The sequence below is a fragment of the Pseudomonas gregormendelii genome (assembly GCF_017114825.1).
Taxonomy (GTDB): Bacteria; Pseudomonadota; Gammaproteobacteria; order Pseudomonadales; family Pseudomonadaceae; genus Aquipseudomonas; species Aquipseudomonas gregormendelii.
This window is the reverse complement of the sequence record NZ_JADEVO010000001.1, coordinates 298,891-320,324: the sequence shown is the minus strand read 5'-3', so window position 1 is coordinate 320,324 and position 21,434 is coordinate 298,891. Positions and strand designations below refer to the sequence as shown.

The 21,434-nt window shown below is 61.4% G+C and carries 18 protein-coding genes; 12 read left to right on the top strand and 6 right to left on the bottom strand.

What is annotated here, in order from left to right; translation table 11 throughout:
* Positions 1-85: 85 nt before the first annotated feature.
* Positions 86-934 carry a formyltetrahydrofolate deformylase gene (gene purU / locus IMW75_RS01475; protein WP_045058252.1) on the bottom strand — a complete coding sequence of 283 codons (849 nt, stop codon included), beginning with the start codon at positions 932-934 and terminating at the stop codon, positions 86-88.
* Positions 935-1,270: 336 nt separating this feature from the next.
* Here purU and mvaT point away from each other — a divergent pair, with 336 nt between their 5' ends.
* Positions 1,271-1,648, top strand: coding sequence for a histone-like nucleoid-structuring protein MvaT (gene mvaT, locus IMW75_RS01470; protein ID WP_007933316.1), 378 nt, complete (start codon positions 1,271-1,273; stop codon positions 1,646-1,648).
* A 99-nt stretch (positions 1,649-1,747) separates the two neighbouring features.
* Here the strand turns inward: mvaT and sbcB are convergent, their stop codons facing one another.
* The gene (gene sbcB / locus IMW75_RS01465; RefSeq protein WP_205891689.1) at positions 1,748-3,178 is read right to left on the bottom strand and encodes an exodeoxyribonuclease I; all 1,431 of its coding nucleotides are present in this window, start codon (positions 3,176-3,178) and stop codon (positions 1,748-1,750) included.
* A gap of 181 nt (positions 3,179-3,359) precedes the next feature.
* On the opposite strand from sbcB, the gene IMW75_RS01460 reads away from it, so the two are divergent.
* Genes IMW75_RS01460 through IMW75_RS01435 form a run of 6 tightly spaced genes read left to right on the top strand, consistent with a single transcriptional unit; the run spans position 3,360 to position 10,076 of the window.
* Entirely contained in the window at positions 3,360-4,085 is a 726-nt protein-coding gene (locus IMW75_RS01460; protein WP_045058254.1) for an RDD family protein, read from the top strand.
* On the top strand, positions 4,082-5,059 hold the full coding sequence (locus IMW75_RS01455) for a stage II sporulation protein M (protein ID WP_205891688.1): 978 nt from the start codon (positions 4,082-4,084) through the stop codon (positions 5,057-5,059). Before IMW75_RS01460 ends, IMW75_RS01455 begins: the two co-directional genes overlap by 4 nt.
* Entirely contained in the window at positions 5,046-6,587 is a 1,542-nt protein-coding gene (locus tag IMW75_RS01450) for a DUF4129 domain-containing protein (protein ID WP_205891687.1), read from the top strand. Before IMW75_RS01455 ends, IMW75_RS01450 begins: the two co-directional genes overlap by 14 nt.
* The gene (locus tag IMW75_RS01445; RefSeq protein ID WP_205891686.1) at positions 6,584-7,747 is read left to right on the top strand and encodes a DUF4350 domain-containing protein; all 1,164 of its coding nucleotides are present in this window, start codon (positions 6,584-6,586) and stop codon (positions 7,745-7,747) included. The genes IMW75_RS01450 and IMW75_RS01445 overlap by 4 nt, the downstream gene beginning before the upstream one ends.
* On the top strand, positions 7,747-8,748 hold the full coding sequence (locus IMW75_RS01440; protein ID WP_122840238.1) for an AAA family ATPase: 1,002 nt from the start codon (positions 7,747-7,749) through the stop codon (positions 8,746-8,748). The genes IMW75_RS01445 and IMW75_RS01440 overlap by 1 nt, the downstream gene beginning before the upstream one ends.
* Positions 8,745-10,076, top strand: coding sequence for a DUF58 domain-containing protein (locus tag IMW75_RS01435; RefSeq protein WP_205891685.1), 1,332 nt, complete (start codon positions 8,745-8,747; stop codon positions 10,074-10,076). The genes IMW75_RS01440 and IMW75_RS01435 overlap by 4 nt, the downstream gene beginning before the upstream one ends.
* Positions 10,077-10,091: 15 nt before the next feature.
* Here the strand turns inward: IMW75_RS01435 and IMW75_RS01430 are convergent, their stop codons facing one another.
* Both IMW75_RS01430 and IMW75_RS01425 read right to left on the bottom strand, forming a co-directional pair.
* Entirely contained in the window at positions 10,092-10,451 is a 360-nt protein-coding gene (locus tag IMW75_RS01430) for a PilZ domain-containing protein (RefSeq protein WP_045058259.1), read from the bottom strand.
* Between the two features lie 237 nt (positions 10,452-10,688).
* A complete protein-coding gene (locus IMW75_RS01425) occupies positions 10,689-11,069 on the bottom strand; it encodes a tetratricopeptide repeat protein (RefSeq protein ID WP_045058260.1) in 381 nt (126 codons plus the stop codon).
* A 157-nt stretch (positions 11,070-11,226) separates the two neighbouring features.
* On the opposite strand from IMW75_RS01425, the gene pyk reads away from it, so the two are divergent.
* Positions 11,227-12,678 carry a pyruvate kinase gene (pyk, locus tag IMW75_RS01420; RefSeq protein ID WP_045058261.1) on the top strand — a complete coding sequence of 484 codons (1,452 nt, stop codon included), beginning with the start codon at positions 11,227-11,229 and terminating at the stop codon, positions 12,676-12,678.
* Between the two features lie 89 nt (positions 12,679-12,767).
* Here pyk and IMW75_RS01415 read toward each other — a convergent pair whose 3' ends face one another.
* Complete coding sequence (locus IMW75_RS01415) at positions 12,768-13,703, bottom strand: iron-sulfur-binding ferredoxin reductase (protein ID WP_205891684.1); 936 nt, start codon at positions 13,701-13,703, stop codon at positions 12,768-12,770.
* Positions 13,696-14,802 carry a GGDEF domain-containing protein gene (locus tag IMW75_RS01410; RefSeq protein ID WP_045058263.1) on the bottom strand — a complete coding sequence of 369 codons (1,107 nt, stop codon included), beginning with the start codon at positions 14,800-14,802 and terminating at the stop codon, positions 13,696-13,698. The genes IMW75_RS01415 and IMW75_RS01410 overlap by 8 nt, the downstream gene beginning before the upstream one ends.
* Positions 14,803-15,155: 353 nt before the next feature.
* Between IMW75_RS01410 and IMW75_RS01405 the strand changes: the two genes are divergently transcribed.
* The 4 genes from IMW75_RS01405 (at position 15,156) to IMW75_RS01390 (ending at position 21,430) form a co-directional block, all read left to right on the top strand.
* Complete coding sequence (locus IMW75_RS01405) at positions 15,156-16,679, top strand: fumarate hydratase (RefSeq protein WP_045058265.1); 1,524 nt, start codon at positions 15,156-15,158, stop codon at positions 16,677-16,679.
* 106 nt (positions 16,680-16,785) lie between these two features.
* Positions 16,786-18,561, top strand: coding sequence for a sensor histidine kinase (locus IMW75_RS01400; RefSeq protein ID WP_045058266.1), 1,776 nt, complete (start codon positions 16,786-16,788; stop codon positions 18,559-18,561).
* Complete coding sequence (locus IMW75_RS01395) at positions 18,546-19,871, top strand: sigma-54-dependent transcriptional regulator (protein WP_122840117.1); 1,326 nt, start codon at positions 18,546-18,548, stop codon at positions 19,869-19,871. Before IMW75_RS01400 ends, IMW75_RS01395 begins: the two co-directional genes overlap by 16 nt.
* Before the next feature lie 239 nt (positions 19,872-20,110).
* Positions 20,111-21,430, top strand: a complete 1,320-nt coding sequence (locus IMW75_RS01390) for an MFS transporter (protein WP_045058268.1) — start codon at positions 20,111-20,113, stop codon at positions 21,428-21,430.
* Positions 21,431-21,434 lie beyond the last annotated feature (4 nt).

The window sequence follows — 21,434 nt, the reverse complement described above, 5'->3', positions numbered from 1 at the left end:
AACAAATCCTCACTGCATAAACAACAAAGGGCCTGCAGCGATTGAACGCCCAGGCCCTTCGAAATTCAACAAGGTTGTGCGGCTATCAGAACACCACAGTCTTGTTGCCGTGGACCAACACCCGATCTTCGAGGTGATAACGCAGGCCACGGGCCAACACCATCTTCTCGACATCCCGGCCAAATCGCACCATGTCTTCAATGCTGTCGCTATGGCTGACACGCACCACGTCCTGTTCGATGATCGGACCGGCGTCCAGCTCTTCGGTCACGTAGTGACAAGTGGCACCGATCAACTTCACGCCACGCAGCGAAGCCTGGTGATACGGCTTGGCGCCAACGAACGAAGGCAGGAAGCTGTGGTGAATGTTAATCACCTTGTGCGCGTACTCGCTGCACAACTCCGGCGGCAGGATCTGCATGTATCGGGCAAGTACCACCACCTCGGCATCGTGCTGTTTGACCAGACGCGAGACTTCCTTGAATGCCGGTTCCTTGTCCTGCGGGTTCACCGGAACGTGGTAGTAAGGAATACCATGCCATTCGACCATGCTGCGCAAGTCATCGTGGTTGGAAATCACGCAGGAGATTTCGCAATCGAGCTCATCGCTGTGCCAGCGGTGCAGCAGGTCAGCCAGGCAGTGGGATTCACGGCTGGCCATCAATACAACACGCTTCTTCTGCGCGGTATCGGTAATGCGCCAATTCATCGAGAACTCTTCGGCAATAGGCGCGAAGGCCTCGCGAAAAGCTTCAATACCAAAAGGCAGCGAGTCGGCACGGATTTCGTGACGCATGAAGAACCAGCCACTGAGGTTGTCCGAGTGATGGCTCGCTTCAGTGATCCAGCCATTATGTGACGCCAGAAAGTTACTGACTTTAGCAACGATACCGACGCGGTCCGGGCAAGCAATCACCAGCCGAAAAGTGCGCATGAGGGGGAAACTCCAGAACTTCGCAAAGGCCGCCATTCTAGCGATTACGCAGCAAAACTGCAGTACTGATGATGGCGGGTGTTGCGCCTGGCCCGGGGAAACAGCTCCGGCAACCGTTCCGCTGCGCGCGATGGTGGTCTGACAGGCGATATTCAAGCGGCAATTGTGAAGATGGGCGAAGACAGGTTCAGAGTATTTAATTGCCCGCACAATTTAATGCCTACTCATCGTAAGTGAATTAAATAAACTTCGGTTAAATGTTTACTTGATGAAACACCCTGACTATTATTGGCGCACTGTCACCTGCTATCCAGCGTCCATCATAAGGTAGTCATCATGTCCTTGATCAACGAATATCGCGCCACCGAAGAAGCTATCAAAGAGCTGCAAGCCCGTTTGAAGAATCTGTCCCAAGACGACAAACTGCAAACCGAGCTGGAATTCGAAGGCAAACTGCGCACCTTGATGGGCGAGTACTCCAAGTCCCTGCGCGACATCATTGCGCTGTTGGACCCGGAATCCAAAACCAAGGCTCCACGCGGTGGCGCAGTAAAAACTACTGGCACCAAGCGTGCTCGCAAAGTTAAACAATACAAAAACCCGCACAACGGTGAAGTCATCGAAACCAAAGGTGGCAACCACAAGACTCTGAAAGAGTGGAAAGCCAAGTGGGGCGGTGACGTGGTTGAAGGCTGGGCGACTCTGCTGGGCTAAGCCACAGAGCGTGGCGCAGACTGATCCGCGCCAAAAAAAACGCCAGCTAAATGCTGGCGTTTTTTTATGCCCGGCATTCAACACCGGGCATGTTCGTTTTCAAAGGTTCAAACGAACCCGTAATACTTGGACATATTTTTGCCAGTCATCCAGCACTGCACATTGCTCCGGCGTGGCAGTAAGCATCAGTTGAGCTGCGGCCTCTGCAAAAGAGTTGAGGGTATTGGGCGCGCCCCACTCAGGTGCAGACAAACGCTGCCGACAGAATATCTGCCAGCGTTCCTGTTCTTCGAAACTCAGGGTGTCAGGGAAGTTGCGCGCGCGATATCGAAACAATAATTCAGGCAGGCGCTCATCATCGAACGGCCACTTCTGTTGTGCCAGTTGGGCGGGATCTGCCGCCCGGACTTGTTCACACAAACGCCGATCCCGATCGCCGATAAAACCATCGTATAACTGTTGTTCCGGGTCATCACTGGAAGGAAAACCTTCGCGGGCATAGATCGCCTGAACTTTATCTTTCCAAACTTGCTGTGCGTCACTTAGCCGCAGCGCACGCGCCTGATAAAGCGTCATGTCCAGCCCAAGGCGGTGCTGATCCTGCTCACGCAGTACCGACAAGGGCGCTACGACCGGGCACTTGTTGATGTGAATAAGCTTCAACGGCACCGGCAACTCGCCCTCGGCCAGATCATCGCTGCGGGTATACAGGCGCTCGCGAAGCGCTTCGGCATCCAGATCGAGCAAGCATTGGGGATCGAGGTGCAAGTCGCAGACGATCAGGGCGTTCTTGTTTTTCGGGTGCCACGCCAGGGGCAAGACCACCCCGACATAGTTGCGCGCCGCCGAGAAGCGCCCGGAGATGTGCACCATGGGTTGCAGCAGACGGATCTGATCCAGCACCTTCTGCTTGCCGCGCAACTGAAAGAGCCAGTCGTAAAGTTTTGGCTGCTTTTGCCGGATCAGCCGCGCCAGGGCGATAGTGGCGCGCACGTCCGACAGCGCTTCGTGGGCGTTGCCGTGGTCGATGCCGTTGGCTGCCGTCAGGCGTTCGAGCTTGAGTGTCACCCTTCCCTGTTCGTCCGTCGGCCACGCCAGGCCATCGGGGCGCAGGGCGTAGGCGGCGCGCACCACGTCGATCAGGTCCCAGCGGCTGTTACCGCCCTGCCACTCGCGGGCATAGGGGTCGAAGAAATTCCGGTACAGGCTGTAACGGGTCATTTCATCGTCGAAGCGCAACGTGTTGTAGCCGGCGCCGCAGGTTCCCGGTGCGGCGAGTTGGGCGTGCACCCGGGTCATGAAATCGGCTTCGCTCAAACCTCGCTCGGCCAGGCACCCGGGCGTGATGCCGGTGATCGCACAGGCGGCAGGATGCGGCAGGATATCCTCGCTGGGCTGGCAGTACAGGTTGACCGGCTCGTCAATTTCATTCAGCGCGAAGTCGGTGCGGATGCCGGCAACTTGCAGCGGGCGATCGCAGCGCGGATTGATGCCGGTGGTTTCATAGTCGTACCAGAAGATGGAAGTCACGGGCTGTTCCTGAACTGAAGATCGGCAAAGTCTAGGCGTTCAAGCAAGGCTGCGGCCAGTGCTGATGTGATTCCGGCAGCGCGAGTTGCATACGGGGTATTACATTGTGATGTCGTTTCCCCCCGGGAGGCTGTTAGCATCCAGTCGATCGAATCCCGAACAGGCTACATCAAGGTTGCCCATGCTCGAGACCCCGGCACTGCCAAGGAAAGCGACGCTGTCACCGCCACTGGACACGCGGCATCAGGTCGAGACGCCAGAGGGCATCGACCTGCCACTGCGTCCGGCCGGGTTGGTGGTACGTGTACTGGCTTTCTCCATCGACCTGGCCTTGCGCGGGTTGATCCTCGGCTTGCTGTTCATCGTGCTGTCTTTTCTGGGAAAGCTCGGCGCTGGCCTGGGTTCGATCCTGCTGTTCGTCGTGAGCTGGTGGTACATGGTGCTGTTTGAAGTGCTCAACCAGGGCCGTTCGCCGGGCAAGCAGTGGATGGGGTTGCGCGTGGTACAGGACGATGGCACCCCGGTCGGCTGGTCCGCCTCGCTGTTGCGCAACCTGCTGCGGTTCGTTGACATGCTGCCCTTCGGCTATGCCCTGGGCGCGATCAGTTGCCTGCAACACCCTACCTTCAAACGCCTGGGCGACCTCGCCGCCGGCACGCTGGTGATCTACCGCGAACAACCGCTCAAGCGCCCGGCGCTGCCTGACGTCGAACCCCGTCGTCCCGTGGTGACCCTTACCCTGGCCGAGCAGCGGGCCATCCTCGGATTTGCCGAACGCCAGGGTGACCTTTCTGCAGCACGGGCCGACGAGCTGGCCGCCATCGTCGCCCAACCCTTGCAACTCCACGCACCGAAGGCCGTCGCCGAACTCGGCGGGATTGCCCGCGGCTTGATGGGGCCGGCATGAAGCAGAGTCTGTTCGAGAACCGCCACAGGGTTGAGTGGGATCGATTTTCCCTGACGCTCGACGGCCTGGAACGGGGAAAAAAAACCTCCGGCGCGAGCAGTTTTCCTGCGGACTACCGTCGCCTGTGCCATCAACTGGCGCTGGCCCGTGAGCGTGGCTACAGCAGCTTCCTGGTTGACTCATTGCAGCAACTGGCCCTGCGTGGTCATCAGCAACTGTACCGCCAACGCGGCCAGCTGGGAGCCAAGGCCTTGGCGTTTATACTGGACGGCTTTCCGCGACTGGTGCGCGAGCAGTGGCACTTCGTCCTCGCGGCAGGCCTGCTGTTCTTCGCCAGTCTGATCGGCTTTGCGCTGCTGGTGTATTGGATTCCGGAGCTGATCTACAACCTGGTTCCGGCGGAGCAGGTCAGGCAAATGCAGGAAATGTATAACCCCGAATCCGGTCAGCTGGGGCGCACGCCGGAACGGGCCGCCAGCGAGGATTGGGTGATGTTCGGCTACTACATCATGCACAACATCGGCATCGCCTTTCAAACCTTCGCCAGCGGGTTGCTGTTTGGCCTTGGCAGCGCGTTTTTCCTGGTCTTCAACGGCTTGATGATCGGCGCGGTGGCCGGCCACCTGACCCATATCGGCTTCGGGCAAACCTTCTGGTCGTTCGTGATCGGGCACGGCGCCTTTGAACTCACAGCCATCGTGCTGGCGGGTGCTGCGGGCCTGCAACTGGGCTGGGCGTTGATCGCGCCGGGACGGCTGAGGCGCGCAGAGGCCTTGCGAACGGCGGCCAGGACAAGCGTGGGCCTGATCTGCGGAGTGATGCTGTTTCTGGTAATTGCCGCCTTTATCGAAGCGTACTGGTCATCGATGACCGGGCCGGCACCCGCCATCAAGTACCTGGTCGGCGCCGTGCTCTGGTCATTGGTCAGCGCGTATCTACTGTTTGCCGGACGGACGCGCCATGCGCCTGAGTGATGCAACGGTCGTGATTCGCCCCCGCCGAACCTGGGAAGCCATGGACCTGGGTGTGCTGCTGAGCCAGCGTCATCGCCGCTTGCTGATGACCAGTTGGGCCATCGTGACCCTGCCGGTGTTTGCGCTGCTCAGTGTGCTGCTATGGGACTCACCCACCCTGGCCGTGTTCATCTTCTGGTGGTTGAAACCGGCATTCGAGCGCCTGCCATTGTTCATCCTTTCGACAGCACTGTTCGGTGAAACACCGACATTAAAACAGGCGCTGCGCCAATGGCCGCGGCTGCTAAAGCCTCAGTTAATCGCCAGCCTGACCTGGCGCCGCCTGAGCCTGAGCCGCAGTTTCCTGATGCCGGTCATGCAACTCGAAGGCCTCGATGGCCAGGCAAGGGAACAGCGCCTGCAAGTCCTGATGCAGCGCGACGCCAATGCGGCGCGCTGGCTGACGATCATCGGCGTGCACCTGGAGAGCGCATTGTGGATTGGCCTGATGGTGCTGTTCTATCTGCTGCTGCCGCAACAGATTGAAGTCGACTGGGGCTGGCAAGCCTTGATTTCCGCCAGTCAGCAGGACTGGGGGTGGCTCGAACACCTGAGCAATCTCTTTTACGTGCTGGTGTTGATCGTGTGGGAACCGATCTATGTAGCCTGCGGTTTCAGCCTGTACCTGAACCGGCGCACGCTGCTGGAAGCCTGGGACCTCGAACTGGTGTTTCGCCGACTGCGCCAGCGCCTGAGCACTGCCGCCGTTGTACTGCTGGCGAGTTTTTTACTGATGCCCACGATGCAAGATGCCTGGGCCGCAGAGCCGGCCGTTTCCCCTGATAGCCAGCGCCTTCTGGAGCAACCCCTGACCAGTCAGGCCTCCCGGGACAGCATCAAGGCAATCGTCGATAACCCGCCGTTCAAGAACATGGAAACCGTGACCCGCTATCGCTTCGGCGAAGAGCAAGCGGGCCCTGGGAACGCTGATGATGACCCCACCCCTGGCTGGCTCAAGGCATTGCTCGAGCTGCTCGACGCCCAGCGTTTCGGCGCAGTGGCGACGTTGCTCGAAGCGTTGCTGTGGGGCGCAGTGATCGGGGCGGCGGGATTGTTGATCTGGCATTACCGCGACTGGCTGCAGGCCTTCGTCAGCCGTCGTCCGCCGACAGACCGAAAAACACTGCGGGCGCCGCCCCGGCAGGCATTCGGCCTCGACCTTGGCCGCGAAACCTTGCCCGCCGACATTGCCGCCAGTGCCGAACTGCTATGGCAGACCCAACCCCGAGAAGCCTTGGGCTTACTCTATCGTGCCCTGCTAAGCCACTTGCTGCACGACTTCAACATGCCGCTGAAACCGGCCGACACCGAAGGCCAGGTGCTGCAGCGTATCGAACAATTGAACCAGCCGGCATTGGCCGCCTTCAGTAAAAGCCTTACCGGCCACTGGCAGAACATGGCCTACGGGCATCGCGTGCCTCCCACACTGGCACAACAGCAGTTGTGTGACGGCTGGCGTGCCTTGTTCGGCCCGGGAGCCTCGCGTTGAAACGCGGTTACGGCCTGGTGCTCGGCACGATCATCGCGGTGCTGCTGGCGTGCCTGGCTATCTACCTGTATCTGAAGGCCACGCCTTATCAGGAGCAGATCGATCACGGTCCCGCGCCCGAAGCCCTGGCCAACCCTTATCTGGCAGCCGAACATTTCCTGCGCAAACAGGGCCTGAGCGTCGGCCACGCCAATGGCCTCGACATCCTGCCCTCGCTCGATCCGCGCCAGCACAGCCTGTTGCTGTTCGGCGACCGGTACAACATGACGCCCAGGCAGGTCGACCAGATCATGAACTGGACCCGTGCAGGCGGGCGCCTGGTGTTCGTCGCCGAATCCCTGTGGGATGACAGGACCGGGCAAAGCAACGACCTGCTGCTCGACCGCGTACAGCTGCATCAATCCCTGAGCAAAGACCTGAAAGATCCGCCGACAGCGCCCGGTGATGACCCCTACCCCAAACTCACCAAGCTTTACCTGGAAGATGACGCAGGGCCGGCCTACGCCGGTTTCGACACCGCCTTTCATCTCGAAGACCCGCACAACCTGGCGCAGGCCTGGGCCAACAGCGCCAAGGCTACGCACATGATGCAACTCAATCACGGATTGGGCTCGATCGTGGTGGTTACCGACGCCGACCTGTGGAAAAACCCGCCCATCGACCAGTACGACAATGCCTGGCTGCTCTGGTACCTCACCGCCGATACGCAGGTGACGTTGGTGTTCAATACCGATCACGACAACCTGGTGACCCTGCTGCTGCGCTATTTCCCCCAGGCACTGGTGGCGTTGATTGCGCTGATCGGCCTGGGCTGCTGGCACGCGGGCGTACGCCATGGCCCGTTGCAGGAAACCCCTGCACCAGCGCGCCGCCAACTGCAGGAACACTTGCGCGCCAGCGCTGCTTTCATGCTGCGTCGCAATGGCCAGCAGAGCCTGCTGCAAGCCTTGCGACAGGACATCCTGCGGCGCGTGCGACGCCGTCACCAGGGGTTTGATCAACTCGGCGTCGCCGAACAATGGCTGGTGCTGTCACGCCTGACCGGCCAACCCACACGCGCTATCAGCCAGGCCATGAGCCCGCGACCGAAGCAGCGGCTCAACAGCGCCGACTTCAGCCGCCAGGTGGCCCACCTGCAATCCTTGAGGAACGCCTTATGATGAGTGAACAGCCAGAACCTGGAACGCCAAGCCACGCCGCCCAGCAACGCCTGCGCGCCAGCCAGCTGGCCCAGGCGGTCAGGGCTGAGTTGCAGAAGGCACTGATCGGCCAGGATTCAGTGATCGATGACGTGCTGACCGCCCTGATCGCGGGCGGACATGTCCTGCTCGAAGGGGTGCCGGGGCTGGGCAAAACGCTGCTGGTGCGCGCCCTGGCCCGATGCTTCGGCGGTGAATTTGCGCGCATCCAGTTCACCCCGGACCTGATGCCCAGCGACGTCACCGGGCACGCGGTCTACGACCTGCAGACCGAACAGTTCAAGTTGCGCAAGGGCCCGCTGTTCACCAACCTGCTGCTGGCCGATGAAATCAACCGCGCCCCGGCCAAGACGCAGGCGGCGCTGCTGGAAGCCATGCAGGAACGCCAGGTCACCCTCGAAGGCCGCGCCCTGCCCATCGCGCAACCGTTCATGGTGCTCGCCACGCAAAACCCGATCGAGCAGGAAGGCACCTACCCTCTGCCCGAAGCGGAACTGGACCGCTTCATGCTCAAGGTGCGCATGGATTATCCCGACGCCAGCCAGGAACTGGACATGGTGCGCCAGGTCACCCGCTCGACCCGCGCCGACATGCTCGACGTGCAGCCTTTGCGCACGGTTCTACAGGCCAAGGACGTGCTTGCCCTGCAGCGCATTGCCAGCGACCTGGCACTGGATGACCAGGTGCTCGACTACGCCGTTCGCCTGGCGCGCACCACCCGCAGCTGGCCGGGCCTGACCCTTGGCGCCGGGCCACGGGCATCCATCGCGCTGGTGCGCTGTGCCCGGGCGCGGGCGTTGTTGCGCGGCGGCGAGTTCGTGATCCCCGATGACATCAAAGGCTGCGCCCTGGCGGTACTGCGCCATCGGGTGCGCATTGCCCCGGAGCTGGATATCGAAGGCCTGGACGTTGACCAGGTGCTCAGGCAGTTGCTCGATCAAGTGCCGGCACCCCGGCTGTGAAACCCTCGCGCCTGCTGCTGATCTGGCTGGCATTGCTGCTGGCCATCGGTATCGCGCTCGGAGCGTTACGCGCGCTCGGCGTCGCGCTGCCCGCCAGTCTGGCGTCGATCAGTTGGGGGTTGCTCCTGGCACTGCTGATGCTGGCGATACTCGACGCCATGCGCGTCAAACGCCAGGCCTCGCCGCGGATCACCCGGCATATGCCCACAAGCCTGGCTTTGGGGCGCTGGAGCGACGTGCGACTGGAGGTCGAACATGACTCAGCACACTCACAAATCCTTGAGCTGCATGACCACGCTCCCGATGGCCTGAGCGTCGAGAACCTGCCACTGTCGGTCGAACTTCAACCGGGACATCGCAGCCAGCTCAGTTATCGTCTGCGCCCACTCAAGCGCGGCCACTTCAGTTTCGAACACTGCGAAATCAATCTGGCGAGTCCACTGGGCCTGTGGACGCACAAGCGCCTGTTACCCGTGATCGACAGCACCCGAGTCTATCCCGACTTCGCCCGCCTCTACGGCGGCCAGCTACTGGCAGTGGACAACTGGCTCAGCCAGCTCGGCGTGCGCCAGCGGCAACGCCGGGGCCTGGGCCTGGAGTTTCATCAGCTGCGCGAGTTTCGCGAAGGTGACAGCCTACGCCAGATCGACTGGAAAGCCACCGCGCGCCAGCGCACGCCGATTGCCCGGGAGTACCAGGACGAACGCGACCAGCAGATCATTTTCATGCTCGACTGCGGTCGGCGCATGCGCAGCCAGGACGGCGAGCTGGCGCACTTCGATCACGCCCTCAACGCCTGCCTGCTGTTGAGCTATATCGCCTTGCGCCAGGGCGACGCCGTGGGCCTGTGCACCTTTGCCAGCGACCAGCCGCGCTATCTGGCGCCGGTCAAAGGCAGCGGCCAGCTCAACGTGTTGCTCAATGCAGTTTATGACCTGGACACCACCCAGCGCCCTGCGGATTACCAGGCAGCCGCCAGCCAGCTACTGGCCCGGCAGAAACGCCGCGCCCTGGTGGTGCTGGTCACCAATCTGCGGGACGAGGACGATGAAGGCTTGCTCAGCGCCGTTCAACGCTTGGGCAAACAACACAGGGTGCTGCTGGCAAGCTTGCGCGAAGAGGTGCTCGACCGCGTGCTGCAGACTCCGGTACAGACGCTCGAGGAATCACTCACCTACTGCGGCACGGTGGACTACATGAACTCACGGGCGCAGCTCCACGAGGGACTGAGCGCCCATGGCGTACCGGTGGTGGATGTGCGCCCGGGGGACCTGGGCGCGGCGCTGGTGACGCACTATTTAAGCCTGAAGCGCAGTGGCAGCACCTGAAGCTTGCGCTTGCTGTCAGGCCGAGGCCGGTAACGGCTGGAAACTGAAGTACTGCCTCAGTGCGCTGACCAGATAGCCATATTCCGCAGGCGTTCGCTGCAGGCTGAAACCGGCATCGTAATGATGCGGCGTCGCGTCTTCGTGGCACCAAAGACAACATCCCCGCACATCGATGATCTGCTGGCTGCCATCAGTGGCCGGGATTTTGAGGCGCAAATCAAAATCGGCGCCGACCATCATCGGCAACTGGCTGATCAACATCAGCCCGTCCTCGGACACGTTACCCAGAAATCCGATGGGTTTGTCTGTCACGCTGTTAAACACTCTCAGAAAATACGGCAGCTGATGCCGTTCGATCCGGCGGTCGGTGAACATGCTGAATTCGCTATGCCAGGCCCTTAAGCAGGGCCGCACTAATGCTTCGGAACGGACCCGCCTGCGTGGGCAATGGGTACGCTCTCCCCGATCCTGGTGCAACAGTCCGTGGCACCGCTGCCGCTTACTTGGACCGATCACAGGTGTGGCGCCGACCTGGAGACAGGGCCCCAGACCCGAGCCCTTGGACTATAGCTCACCCCACGCGGTGAGCCAGGCTTAGGATGACAACTGTAATCACAAACGCGTCGCCCGCACGGCGCCGGTGTTGGTGCTGCGCAGCGGGTAATGGCCCAGTGACTGCAGGGTCTCCAGGCGGGCACGGGCGCGGAACGCGTATTCGCTTTGCGGGTACGATGCGAGGATGAATTGATAGGTTTGCGCGGCATCGACAAACAGTTTCTGCCGTTCCAGGCACAATCCGCGCAACATCGACACTTCCGGCCATACATAAGGCCGCGCGCGGCTGGCGCGTTCGACTTTCGACAGTTCGAGCGTCACTTGCTCGCAATTGCCGCGGTCGTAGGCACTGTAGGCGTTATTTAAATGATGGTTCATCGACCAACGGGTGCAGCCCGTGATACTGAGGGCCAGGGCGGCTATGAGCACGAATCGCATGAGGGTTCTCCTGTCTTGAACTCTGTATCGACCCGTCGGCGAAAATCTTCAGCAATGTTCGTTTCAACAGACAAACGAATAAGTAGTGCACGGGAACAATGACTACAACCCAAGAGCATAGTAGCCTCACTCAGCGCTTGAACTCAGGAGTCTTTGCATGTCCGTCCGTCGTACCAAAATCGTCGCTACCCTTGGCCCGGCCAGTAACTCGCCGGAAGTTCTAGAACAGCTGATTCTGGCTGGCCTGGACGTCGCCCGCCTGAACTTTTCCCACGGCACCCCCGACGAGCACAAGGCTCGCGCGAAGCTGGTGCGGGACCTCGCTGCCAAGCACGGCCGCTTCGTCGCCCTGCTGGGTGACCTGCAAGGCCCGAAAATTCGTATCGCCAAATTCGCCAACAAGAAGATCGAGCTGAAGATCGGTGATCAATTCACCTTCTCCACCAGCCATCCATTGACCGAAGGCAACCAGCAGATCGTCGGCATCGACTATCCGGACCTGGTCAAGGACTGCGGCGTGGGCGACGAACTGTTGCTCGACGACGGTCGCGTGGTGATGCGCGTCGACACCGCGACCGCCACCGAACTGAACTGCACCGTGATCATTGGCGGTCCGCTGTCGGACCACAAAGGTATCAACCGTCGCGGTGGCGGCCTGACTGCACCGGCCCTGACCGAGAAAGACAAAGCCGACATCAAGCTGGCTGCTGAAATGGAGGTTGATTACCTCGCTGTGTCCTTCCCGCGTGACGCCGCAGACATGGAATACGCGCGCCAACTGCGCGACGAAGCTGGCGGTACCGCCTGGCTGGTGGCGAAGATCGAACGCGCCGAAGCCGTGGCCAACGATGAAACCCTCGACGGCCTGATCAAGGCTTCCGACGCGGTGATGGTTGCCCGTGGTGACCTCGGAGTGGAAATCGGCGACGCCGAGCTGGTGGGTATCCAGAAGAAAATCATCCTGCACGCTCGCCGCCACAACAAGGCCGTGATCGTGGCGACCCAGATGATGGAGTCGATGATCCAGAACCCGATGCCAACCCGTGCCGAAGTGTCCGACGTGGCCAACGCCGTGCTCGACTACACCGACGCCGTGATGCTGTCTGCCGAAAGTGCTGCCGGTCTTTACCCGCTGGAAGCCGTACAGGCCATGGCGCGCATCTGCATCGGCGCTGAAAAGCACCCGACCAGCAAGACCTCCAGCCACCGCATCGGCAAGGTCTTCGAAAGCTGCGACCAGAGCATCGCGCTGGCAGCCATGTACACCGCCAACCACTTCCCGGGTGTGAAGGCGATCATCGCCCTGACCGAAAGTGGCTACACGCCGCTGATCATGTCGCGCATCCGCTCCTCGGTACCGATCTACGCGTTCTCACCGCACCGTGAAACCCAGGCCCGCGCCGCCATGTTCCGTGGCGTCTACACCGTACCGTTCGACCCGGCATCATTGCCGCCTGAGCAAGTCAGCCAGGCTGCAATCGACGAGTTGCTCAAGCGCGGTGTCGTGGAGAAAGGCGACTGGGTGATTCTGACCAAAGGCGATAGCTACCACACGATTGGCGGCACTAACGGCATGAAGATCCTGCACGTTGGCGACCCGATGGTCTGAGACTTCAGCCAGTAAAAAGGAGGCCCCCCAGTTCGCGCTGGGGGGCCTTTTTTTGGGGTATCTGATGGGCCACCGCCAGGCAGCAGCACTCAACCGCGAGGCAGAAAGGCGTCGGCCAATAGTTGATTGCGCGGCAGTCCCGCCAGGTACAGGCGCCGGGCAAAGGCATCAACGCTGTCGGGGCCGCCGCATAGCAAGGCCTGGGTCTGCCGGGAAATCAGGCGCAGTTGTGCCAGTGTCGTGGGCAGATCCGCCGGGGTCCACAGCTCGATGCTGAGGTTCGCGCGCGTGGCGGCCATGGCCTGTAGCGGCTTGGCCAGGTAGTGTTCGCTGGGGTCGTGGGCCAGGTGAATCACGCGGATGGACCCTTGGTGATCCTGCAGCAATGCCTCGCGCAGGATGCCGAACAACGGCCCCAGCCCAGTGCCCGCCGCCAACAGCCATAGCGGGCGCTCGTGCCAGTCCGCATCGTAGTGCAGGGCCCCGCCGCGCAACTCGCCAAGACGGATCGAATCGCCGATCTGCAACAGCCGGGCGGCATCGCTGAACGCGCCCGGTTGCCGGCAATCGATGTGAAACTCCAGGAATCGATCTTCCTGAGGCAGGCTGGCAAGCGAGTAGGGTCGTGCGACTTGTCCCGCCCACAGCACCAGATGCTGCCCGGCGCTGTAACGCAGAGGGCGTTGCGGCACCAGGCGCAGGCGCAACACATGGGCGCTGAGCCAATCGATCGCACTCACCTCGGCGGGGCGACCATCGTGCTGTGGATCGAAGGTATGCACCTGCAAATCCTCCACAACCTGGCACTGACAGGCCAGCCGCCAGCCCTGCTGGCGTTGCTCGGGACTGAGGGCGTCGGGCCGGGTGTCGCTGGGCTGCCCTTGCAGGCACTGCACCAGGCACGCGTGACAGCTGCCGGCGCGGCAGCTATATGGCACGGCCTCGCCATTGCTGTTCAACGCGTCGAGCAGGTTGCTGCCCGGCGCGACCGACCACCGCCGCTCGCCCACGCGCAACTCAGGCATCGGCGTTCTCCCATGCCGCCGCGCAGCGATTGCGCCCGTCGCGTTTGGCGCGATAAAGCGCTTGGTCGGCGCGGTGCAAGGCATCGTCCAGATCGTCACCCAACTCCAGTAATGTCATCCCGGCCGACAGGCTGAGGTGGGTAACGCTGATGCCGATCAGCTCGACGTCGGTAAAGGCGATGCGCAAACGTTCGCAACATGAAGTCAGGCGCTCGGCATTGCAGTCGGGCAGCAGCACCACGAACTCTTCGCCGCCATAGCGGGCGAGCACGTCACCTTCGCGCAGACAGGCGCTGGCGACCGCCGCAAACGCCTGCAGCACCTGATCGCCGGCAGCATGGCCGTGGACATCATTGATTCGTTTGAAGTGATCCAGGTCGATCAGTGCCAGGCCGTGCACGACATCAGCATCCATCGCGTTCAACTCGCGGGTCGCCAGGCGCAGGAAGTGCCGACGGTTGAACAGGCCGGTCAGCTCATCGGTGGCCACCAGGTCTTCAAGCTGGCGCATCATTCCGCGCAGGGTGTCCTGGTGCGCCTGCAAGGCAAAACGGCGCTGGCGCATGCGTTGTCGCGAGGCCTGGACATAACGGGCGTAAAACACCAGCCAGACCAGCACGATAAACAGCAGGCAAACCTGGAGGATGGCCAGAGCCGGGTCAGCCAACTGAAAATGGTAACCGTCCCACAGGGTGATAGCGCTGAAACTGAAGAACACCAGCAGCGCGCAACGAATGAACGCGTAGCGCGACAGATGGAACAGGCCAAACAGCAGGATCAACACATAAAAGACCAGGAACGTGCCCCGGGCATCGTCCAGGTGGGCAATCAGCCAGGTTTGCCAGGCCAGGCCCAGCAGCACTTGTGCTTCGGTCAGGCTGGGGTCGGCAAGGCGCAGGTTGCGGCCACTGTAGAAGTACCCGAACAGTGCCACCTGAGTGATGACCACCAGCACACTGCCAATGACCACACTGGCAAGGGGCGCATCGTAATGACCGGTAAAAAAAGCCAGCCACAGTAGTAGCAAGGCCAGGGCATAGGTACCGGCGGCGAGGGCGAAGCGTTTGAGTAAAAGTCGTTGGATGGCGTTATGGGTCAATCGTTGACTCACCGTGCGAAAAAAACGCTGTTTGAGTGTCCTACTCTACAGTCCGGATGCCACTTTAGTGGCGAGCCTGATAAATGACCAATCAATTCTAAGATCGAAAAAATGGCGTCAAAACCATGACTCGAGTTGCTGGTCAATCCTGCCTTCGATGACGCCTGCATCCTATGCGACCAACGAATGACCTCTGGCGGGTGTTTACCAAACCGAGGCGCGGTATACTGCCGCGCCTTTTTAGCGTCGCGCCAGCAGCCCCGGCGTGCCTTGAAAGGTGCTTGCAACCGACCGATTCACCCAAGCTGCAAGCACCTTATTGAATGTTCCCGTCTTTAAGAGGAGCGCGACTCATGACCGTGATCAAGCAAGACGACCTGATTCAGAGCGTTGCCGACGCCCTGCAGTTCATTTCCTATTACCACCCCGTGGATTTCATCCAGGCGATGCACGAAGCCTACCTGCGCGAAGAATCGCCAGCGGCCCGTGATTCGATGGCACAGATCCTGATCAACTCGCGCATGTGCGCCACCGGCCACCGCCCGATCTGCCAGGATACCGGCATCGTCACCGTGTTCGTCCGCGTGGGCATGGACGTACGTTGGGATGGCGCCACGATGGGCCTGGACGACATGATCAACGAGGGCGTACGTCGCGCCTACAACCTGCCGGAAAACGTCCTGCGCGCTTCGATCCTCGCCGACCCGGCAGGCGCTCGCAAGAACACCAAAGACAACACCCCGGCAGTTATCCACTACTCCATCGTTCCGGGTAACACCGTTGAAGTGGACGTGGCGGCCAAGGGCGGCGGCTCCGAGAACAAGTCGAAGATGGCCATGCTCAACCCGTCCGACTCGATCGTCGACTGGGTCTTGAAAACCGTGCCAACCATGGGTGCCGGCTGGTGCCCACCGGGCATGCTCGGCATCGGCATTGGCGGCACCGCCGAGAAAGCTGCGGTAATGGCCAAGGAAGTGTTGATGGAATCCATCGACATCCACGAGCTGAAGAAGCGCGGCCCGTCCAACCGTATCGAAGAGATGCGCCTGGAGCTGTTCGAGAAGGTCAACCAGCTGGGCATCGGAGCCCAGGGCCTCGGCGGCCTGACCACCGTGCTTGACGTGAAGATCATGGACTACCCGACCCACGCCGCTTCGTTGCCGGTGTGCATGATCCCGAACTGCGCCGCGACTCGTCACGCGCACTTCGTGCTCGACGGTTCCGGCCCGGCCTCGCTGGAAGCGCCACCGCTGGACGCCTACCCGGAAATCGTCTGGGAAGCCGGCCCGTCGGCTCGTCGCGTCAACCTCGACACCCTGACTCCGGAAGAAGTGCAGAGCTGGAAGCCGGGCGAAACGGTCCTGCTCAACGGCAAGATGCTCACCGGCCGCGACGCTGCGCACAAGCGCATGGTCGAGATGCTGAACAAGGGCGAAACCCTGCCGGTGGACCTCAAGGGTCGCTTCATCTATTACGTCGGCCCGGTTGATCCGGTGCGCGAAGAAGTCGTTGGCCCTGCCGGCCCGACCACTGCAACGCGGATGGACAAGTTCACCCGCCAGATCCTCGAGCAAACCGGCCTGCTGGGCATGATCGGCAAATCCGAGCGCGGCCCGACCGCCATCGAAGCGATCAAGGACCACAAAGCCGTTTACCTGATGGCAGTGGGCGGCGCGGCTTACCTGGTGGCGCAAGCCATCAAGAAGTCCCGCGTGGTGGCTTTCGCCGAATTGGGCATGGAAGCGATCTACGAGTTCGACGTGAAAGACATGCCGGTAACCGTTGCAGTGGATAGCAAGGGTGAATCGGTACACATCACCGGTCCTGCCATCTGGCAGAAAAAGATCAGTGAAAGCCTGGCGGTAGAAGTGCAGTAAGCCTTTCAGACACGTCTGGCAAAGGCGACAGGGGTCATGCTCCTGTCGCCTTTTTTATGGCTCATGCTATGGTGCGCGCCCACCGTCCCGTTGTGTAACGCCCAGCATGTTCGAGTCCTCTCGCCCCTTGCGCCTGACGCTCTACTCCCTCGTTATCGTTGCCGGCGCCGTCATCGCCGCCACCCTGGCCATGCGCCATGCCGAGCGCCAGGCATTGGTGGAGGACGCTGCCCGGGCCAACCAGCAGCTGGGTTTGTACGCGACCTCGCTGCACACCTTGATCGAACGCTACCGCGCCCTGCCCGCTGTGCTGGCCCTGGACCCTGAGCTGCGTTCGGCACTCGATGGACCATTGACGGCCCAACAGCAGGACCTGCTCAACCGCAAGCTGGAAAAGATCAACGGCGCCGCCGAGTCTTCGACCCTGGAACTGCTCGATGAAACCGGCCTCGCCGTGGCCGCGAGCAACTGGCGCCTGCCCAGCAGTTACGTCGGCCACAACTACGGCTTTCGCCCCTACTTCAGCCAGACCCGCACCCTGGGGTCCGGACGCTTCTATGCAGTGGGGGTGACCAGCGGGATTCCCGGTTATTTCCTGTCCAGTGCGGTGACTGCCGACGATGGGCGTTTCCTCGGTGCCATGGTGGTCAAGCTCGAGTTTCCCGAGCTGGAGCGTGAATGGCGCCAAGGCAGCGATACTTTGCTGGTCAGCGATGCCCGTGGCGTGATCTTCATCGCCAATCAGCCAGGCTGGCGTTATCGCTTGCTCAAACCACTGAATGACAGCGATCACGCCGAACTCAAGGCCACCCGCCAGTACGACAAGCAGCCCCTGAAACAGCTGGACTATCAGCCCCTGGAGAGTTTCGACGACAACAGTCACCTGGCGCGGGTCGATGGCCCGGATGGCAAAGTTGACTACCTGTGGGAATCCCTGCCCCTGGCCGCCGAAGACTGGACCCTGCATCTGCTGCGTCGCCCGCAGGTGCCCTTTGAAGACAGCCGCACTGCCGCACTGGCTGCAGCCGGGTCGTGGCTGGCGCTGGTTTTCCTGCTGCTATTTCTCAATCAGCGTTGGCGTCTGGCCAAGATCCGCCAGCGCAGTCGCGAAGAGCTCGAGCGCCTGGTCGAAGAACGCACCCGCGACCTGCGCACCGCTCAGGATGGCCTGGTGCAGTCGGCCAAGCTCGCCGCCCTGGGCCAGATGTCCGCCGCCCTGGCCCATGAAATCAACCAGCCGCTGACCGCCCAGCGCATGCAACTGGCCACCCTGCGCCTGTTGCTCGACCACGGCCGGGTAGATGACGCCTACAAGGCACTCAAGCCGGTGGACGACATGCTGACGCGCATGGCTGCCCTGACCGGCCACCTCAAGACGTTTGCCCGCAAGAGCCCCAGCGGCCTGCGCGAACGCCTGGACCTGGCGACTGTGGTGGACCAGGCGCTGCAACTGCTCGAAACCCGCCTGCGCGAGGAACAGGTCAGCACGGTGCTGCACCTGACGCGCCCGGCCTGGGTGCGTGGTGATTCGATTCGCCTGGAGCAGGTGCTGATCAATCTATTGCGTAACGCCCTCGACGCGATGCACGACAAGCCCTGCAAGCGCCTGGAAATCCGGTTGGAAGAAGATGAAAAGCTGTGGCGCCTGACCGTGTCCGATAATGGTGGCGGCATTGCCGAGGAACACCTGGCAAAAGTCTTCGATCCGTTTTTCACCACCAAACCCGTGGGCGATGGCCTGGGCATCGGGCTGGCCGTATCCTTTGCCATCGCTCACGAATCCGGCGGCCGCCTGAGCGCGGCCAACCAGGGTAACGGCGCCGCTTTCACCCTCACCCTGCCAATCGACCAGGAGGCCCAGGGCCCATGCTCAACTCAGTAATCGTCGTCGACGACGAAAGCAGCATTCGTAGCGCCGTCGAACAATGGTTGAGCCTGTCAGGCTTCGAAGTGCAGTTGTTCAGTCGCGCCGAAGAGTGCCTGGCGCAGTTGCCCCGGCACTTTCCTGGGGTGATCCTCAGCGACGTGCGCATGCCCGGTATGACCGGCCTGGAGCTGTTGGCCGAGGTCCAGCGGCGCGATGCCGACTTGCCGGTGATCCTGCTGACCGGCCACGGCGATGTGCCGATGGCCGTGGACGCGATGCGCGACGGCGCCTACGACTTCCTCGAAAAACCCTTCAGCCCCGAGACGCTACTCGGCAGCCTGCGACGCGCGCTCGACAAACGCCGGCTGGTGCTGGAAAACCGCGCCCTGCATGAACAGGCCGACAACCGCGCCAAGCTCGATGCCACACTGCTGGGGGTATCCCGAGGACTGCAGACGTTACGCCGGCAAGTGCTGGAACTGGCGGCATTGCCGGTCAATGTGTTGATCCGCGGTGAAACCGGCAGTGGCAAGGAGCTGGTTGCTCGCTGCCTGCACGACTTCGGGACACGGGCCGCCAAGCCCTTTGTGGCGCTCAATTGCGCAGCGATCCCCGAGCAACTGTTCGAAGCCGAACTGTTCGGCCACGAGAGTGGCGCATTCACCGGCGCCCAGGGCAAGCGCATCGGCAAGCTCGAATATGCCGACGGCGGCACGCTGTTTCTCGATGAAATCGAAAGTATGCCACTGGCCCAGCAAGTGAAATTGCTACGAGTGCTGCAGGAACAGAAACTCGAGCGCCTGGGTTCGAACCAGAGCATTCGCGTGGACCTGCGAATCATCGCCGCGACCAAGCCCGACCTGCTGGACGAAGCCCGGGCCGGACGCTTCCGTGAAGACCTGGCCTATCGCCTGAACGTTGCCGAACTGCGCCTGCCGCCGCTGCGAGACCGGCGCGAGGACATCCCGCTGCTGTTCGAAACCTTCGCCCAGAGCGCCGCCGATCGCCTGGGCCGCACATTTCCACCACTGACCGGCGCGCAATTGAGCCACTTGCTCAGCCATGACTGGCCCGGCAACGTCCGTGAATTGGCCAACGTAGCCGAGCGCCAGGTGCTGGGGCTCGATGAGCCGGCACCGGTGGGCAGCGAACCGGGGCAGTCACTGGCGGCTCGTCAGGAGGCTTTCGAAGAACACTGCCTGCGGGCGGCCTTGACCCGGCATAAAGGCGATGTGAAAGCGGTGCTCGAAGAGTTGCAACTGCCGCGCCGCACCTTCAATGAAAAGATGCAGCGCCATGGGCTGACTCGCGAGATGTTTTTGTAGCGCCTGGATCGGCCTCTTCGCGGGCAAGCCCGCGAAGAGGCCATTGCTGCCAATACACCTCTACAAGCTGATAAGCGATTTTCCGCTCACCCCCATTTTCCAATAAGCGGAAATCCGCTTACGCACCCGTCCAAACCCCTCTAAACCGGCCCTCCCCCTGTTGGCACAGCTCCTGCTATAGCCCCCGCAGGCTGCGTTTCAATGCGCTCCAATACAACAATTAGATTAAGGATCCTTCGATGGATAACTCCAACACCCTGCCCGCAGGATCGGCTGCCGTGCCGGCCAAGACCAGAACCACTTCCAGTCGCATCAGATCGATCTTCAGCGGTTCGGTCGGCAATATGGTCGAGTGGTACGACTGGTACGTCTACGCCGCGTTCTCGCTGTACTTCGCCAAAGCCTTTTTCCCTAAAGGCGATACCACCGCACAGCTGCTTAATACCGCCGCGATTTTCGCCGTAGGCTTCCTGATGCGTCCGATCGGGGGCTGGCTGATGGGCCTGTACGCCGACAAGGTTGGTCGTAAAAAGGCGTTGATGGCCTCGGTTTACCTGATGTGCTTCGGTTCGCTGCTGATCGCCCTGAGCCCGGGCTATGAAACCATCGGCATCGGCGCGCCGATCCTGCTGATTTTCGCCCGTTTGCTGCAAGGCCTGTCGGTCGGTGGCGAGTACGGCACCTCGGCCACTTACCTCAGCGAGATGGCGACCAAGGAGCGTCGCGGTTTCTTCTCGAGCTTCCAGTACGTGACCCTGATCTCCGGCCAGCTCATCGCGCTGGGCGTACTGATCGTCCTGCAGAACGTCCTCACCACCGAGGAGCTGTATGCCTGGGGCTGGCGCATCCCGTTTGCCATCGGCGCGCTGTGTGCCGTGGTTGCGCTCTACCTGCGTCGCGGCATGGAAGAGACCGAGTCCTTCACCAAGAAAGAAAAGGCCAAGGAAAGCGCCATGCGCACCTTGATGCGCCACCCCAAGGAACTGCTCACCGTGGTCGGCCTGACCATGGGCGGTACGCTGGCGTTCTACACCTACACCACCTACATGCAGAAGTACCTGGTGAACACGGTCGGTATGAGCATCTCCGACTCCACCACGATTTCGGCAGCCACGCTGTTCCTGTTCATGTGCCTGCAACCGCTGGTAGGCGGGCTCTCGGATAAAGTCGGTCGCCGGCCGATCCTGATCGCCTTCGGCGTCCTTGGCACGCTGTTCACCGTGCCGATCCTGACCGCCCTGCACACCGTGCAGAGCTGGTGGGGCGCGTTCTTCCTGATCATGGCGGCGCTGATCATCGTCAGCGGCTACACCTCGATCAACGCGGTTGTGAAAGCCGAACTGTTCCCGACCGAAATCCGTGCACTGGGTGTTGGTTTGCCTTACGCGCTGACCGTGTCGATCTTCGGCGGTACCGCTGAATACATCGCGCTGTGGTTCAAGAGCAGCGGCATGGAAACCGGCTACTACTGGTACGTGACCGGGTGTATTGCAGTGTCGTTGCTGGTGTACATCACCATGAAAGACACCCGCAAGCACTCACGCATCACCACTGACTGACCGT

Bases quoted from the DNA above. Each gene is read 5' to 3' on its own strand.
- IMW75_RS01415 (WP_205891684.1), bottom strand. From the start codon at position 13,703: ATGCCTGAGTTGCGCGTGGGCGAGCGGCGGTGGTCGGTCGCGCCGGGC.
- IMW75_RS01455 (WP_205891688.1), top strand. From the start codon at position 4,082: ATGAAGCAGAGTCTGTTCGAGAACCGCCACAGGGTTGAGTGGGATCGA.
- IMW75_RS01430 (WP_045058259.1), bottom strand. From the start codon at position 10,451: ATGTTCACCGACCGCCGGATCGAACGGCATCAGCTGCCGTATTTTCTG.
- purU (WP_045058252.1), bottom strand. From the start codon at position 934: ATGCGCACTTTTCGGCTGGTGATTGCTTGCCCGGACCGCGTCGGTATC.
- IMW75_RS01405 (WP_045058265.1), top strand. From the start codon at position 15,156: ATGACCGTGATCAAGCAAGACGACCTGATTCAGAGCGTTGCCGACGCC.
- IMW75_RS01390 (WP_045058268.1), top strand. From the start codon at position 20,111: ATGGATAACTCCAACACCCTGCCCGCAGGATCGGCTGCCGTGCCGGCC.
- pyk (WP_045058261.1), top strand. From the start codon at position 11,227: ATGTCCGTCCGTCGTACCAAAATCGTCGCTACCCTTGGCCCGGCCAGT.
- IMW75_RS01425 (WP_045058260.1), bottom strand. From the start codon at position 11,069: ATGCGATTCGTGCTCATAGCCGCCCTGGCCCTCAGTATCACGGGCTGC.
- IMW75_RS01450 (WP_205891687.1), top strand. From the start codon at position 5,046: ATGCGCCTGAGTGATGCAACGGTCGTGATTCGCCCCCGCCGAACCTGG.
- mvaT (WP_007933316.1), top strand. From the start codon at position 1,271: ATGTCCTTGATCAACGAATATCGCGCCACCGAAGAAGCTATCAAAGAG.
- IMW75_RS01440 (WP_122840238.1), top strand. From the start codon at position 7,747: ATGAGTGAACAGCCAGAACCTGGAACGCCAAGCCACGCCGCCCAGCAA.
- IMW75_RS01400 (WP_045058266.1), top strand. From the start codon at position 16,786: ATGTTCGAGTCCTCTCGCCCCTTGCGCCTGACGCTCTACTCCCTCGTT.
- IMW75_RS01395 (WP_122840117.1), top strand. From the start codon at position 18,546: ATGCTCAACTCAGTAATCGTCGTCGACGACGAAAGCAGCATTCGTAGC.
- IMW75_RS01460 (WP_045058254.1), top strand. From the start codon at position 3,360: ATGCTCGAGACCCCGGCACTGCCAAGGAAAGCGACGCTGTCACCGCCA.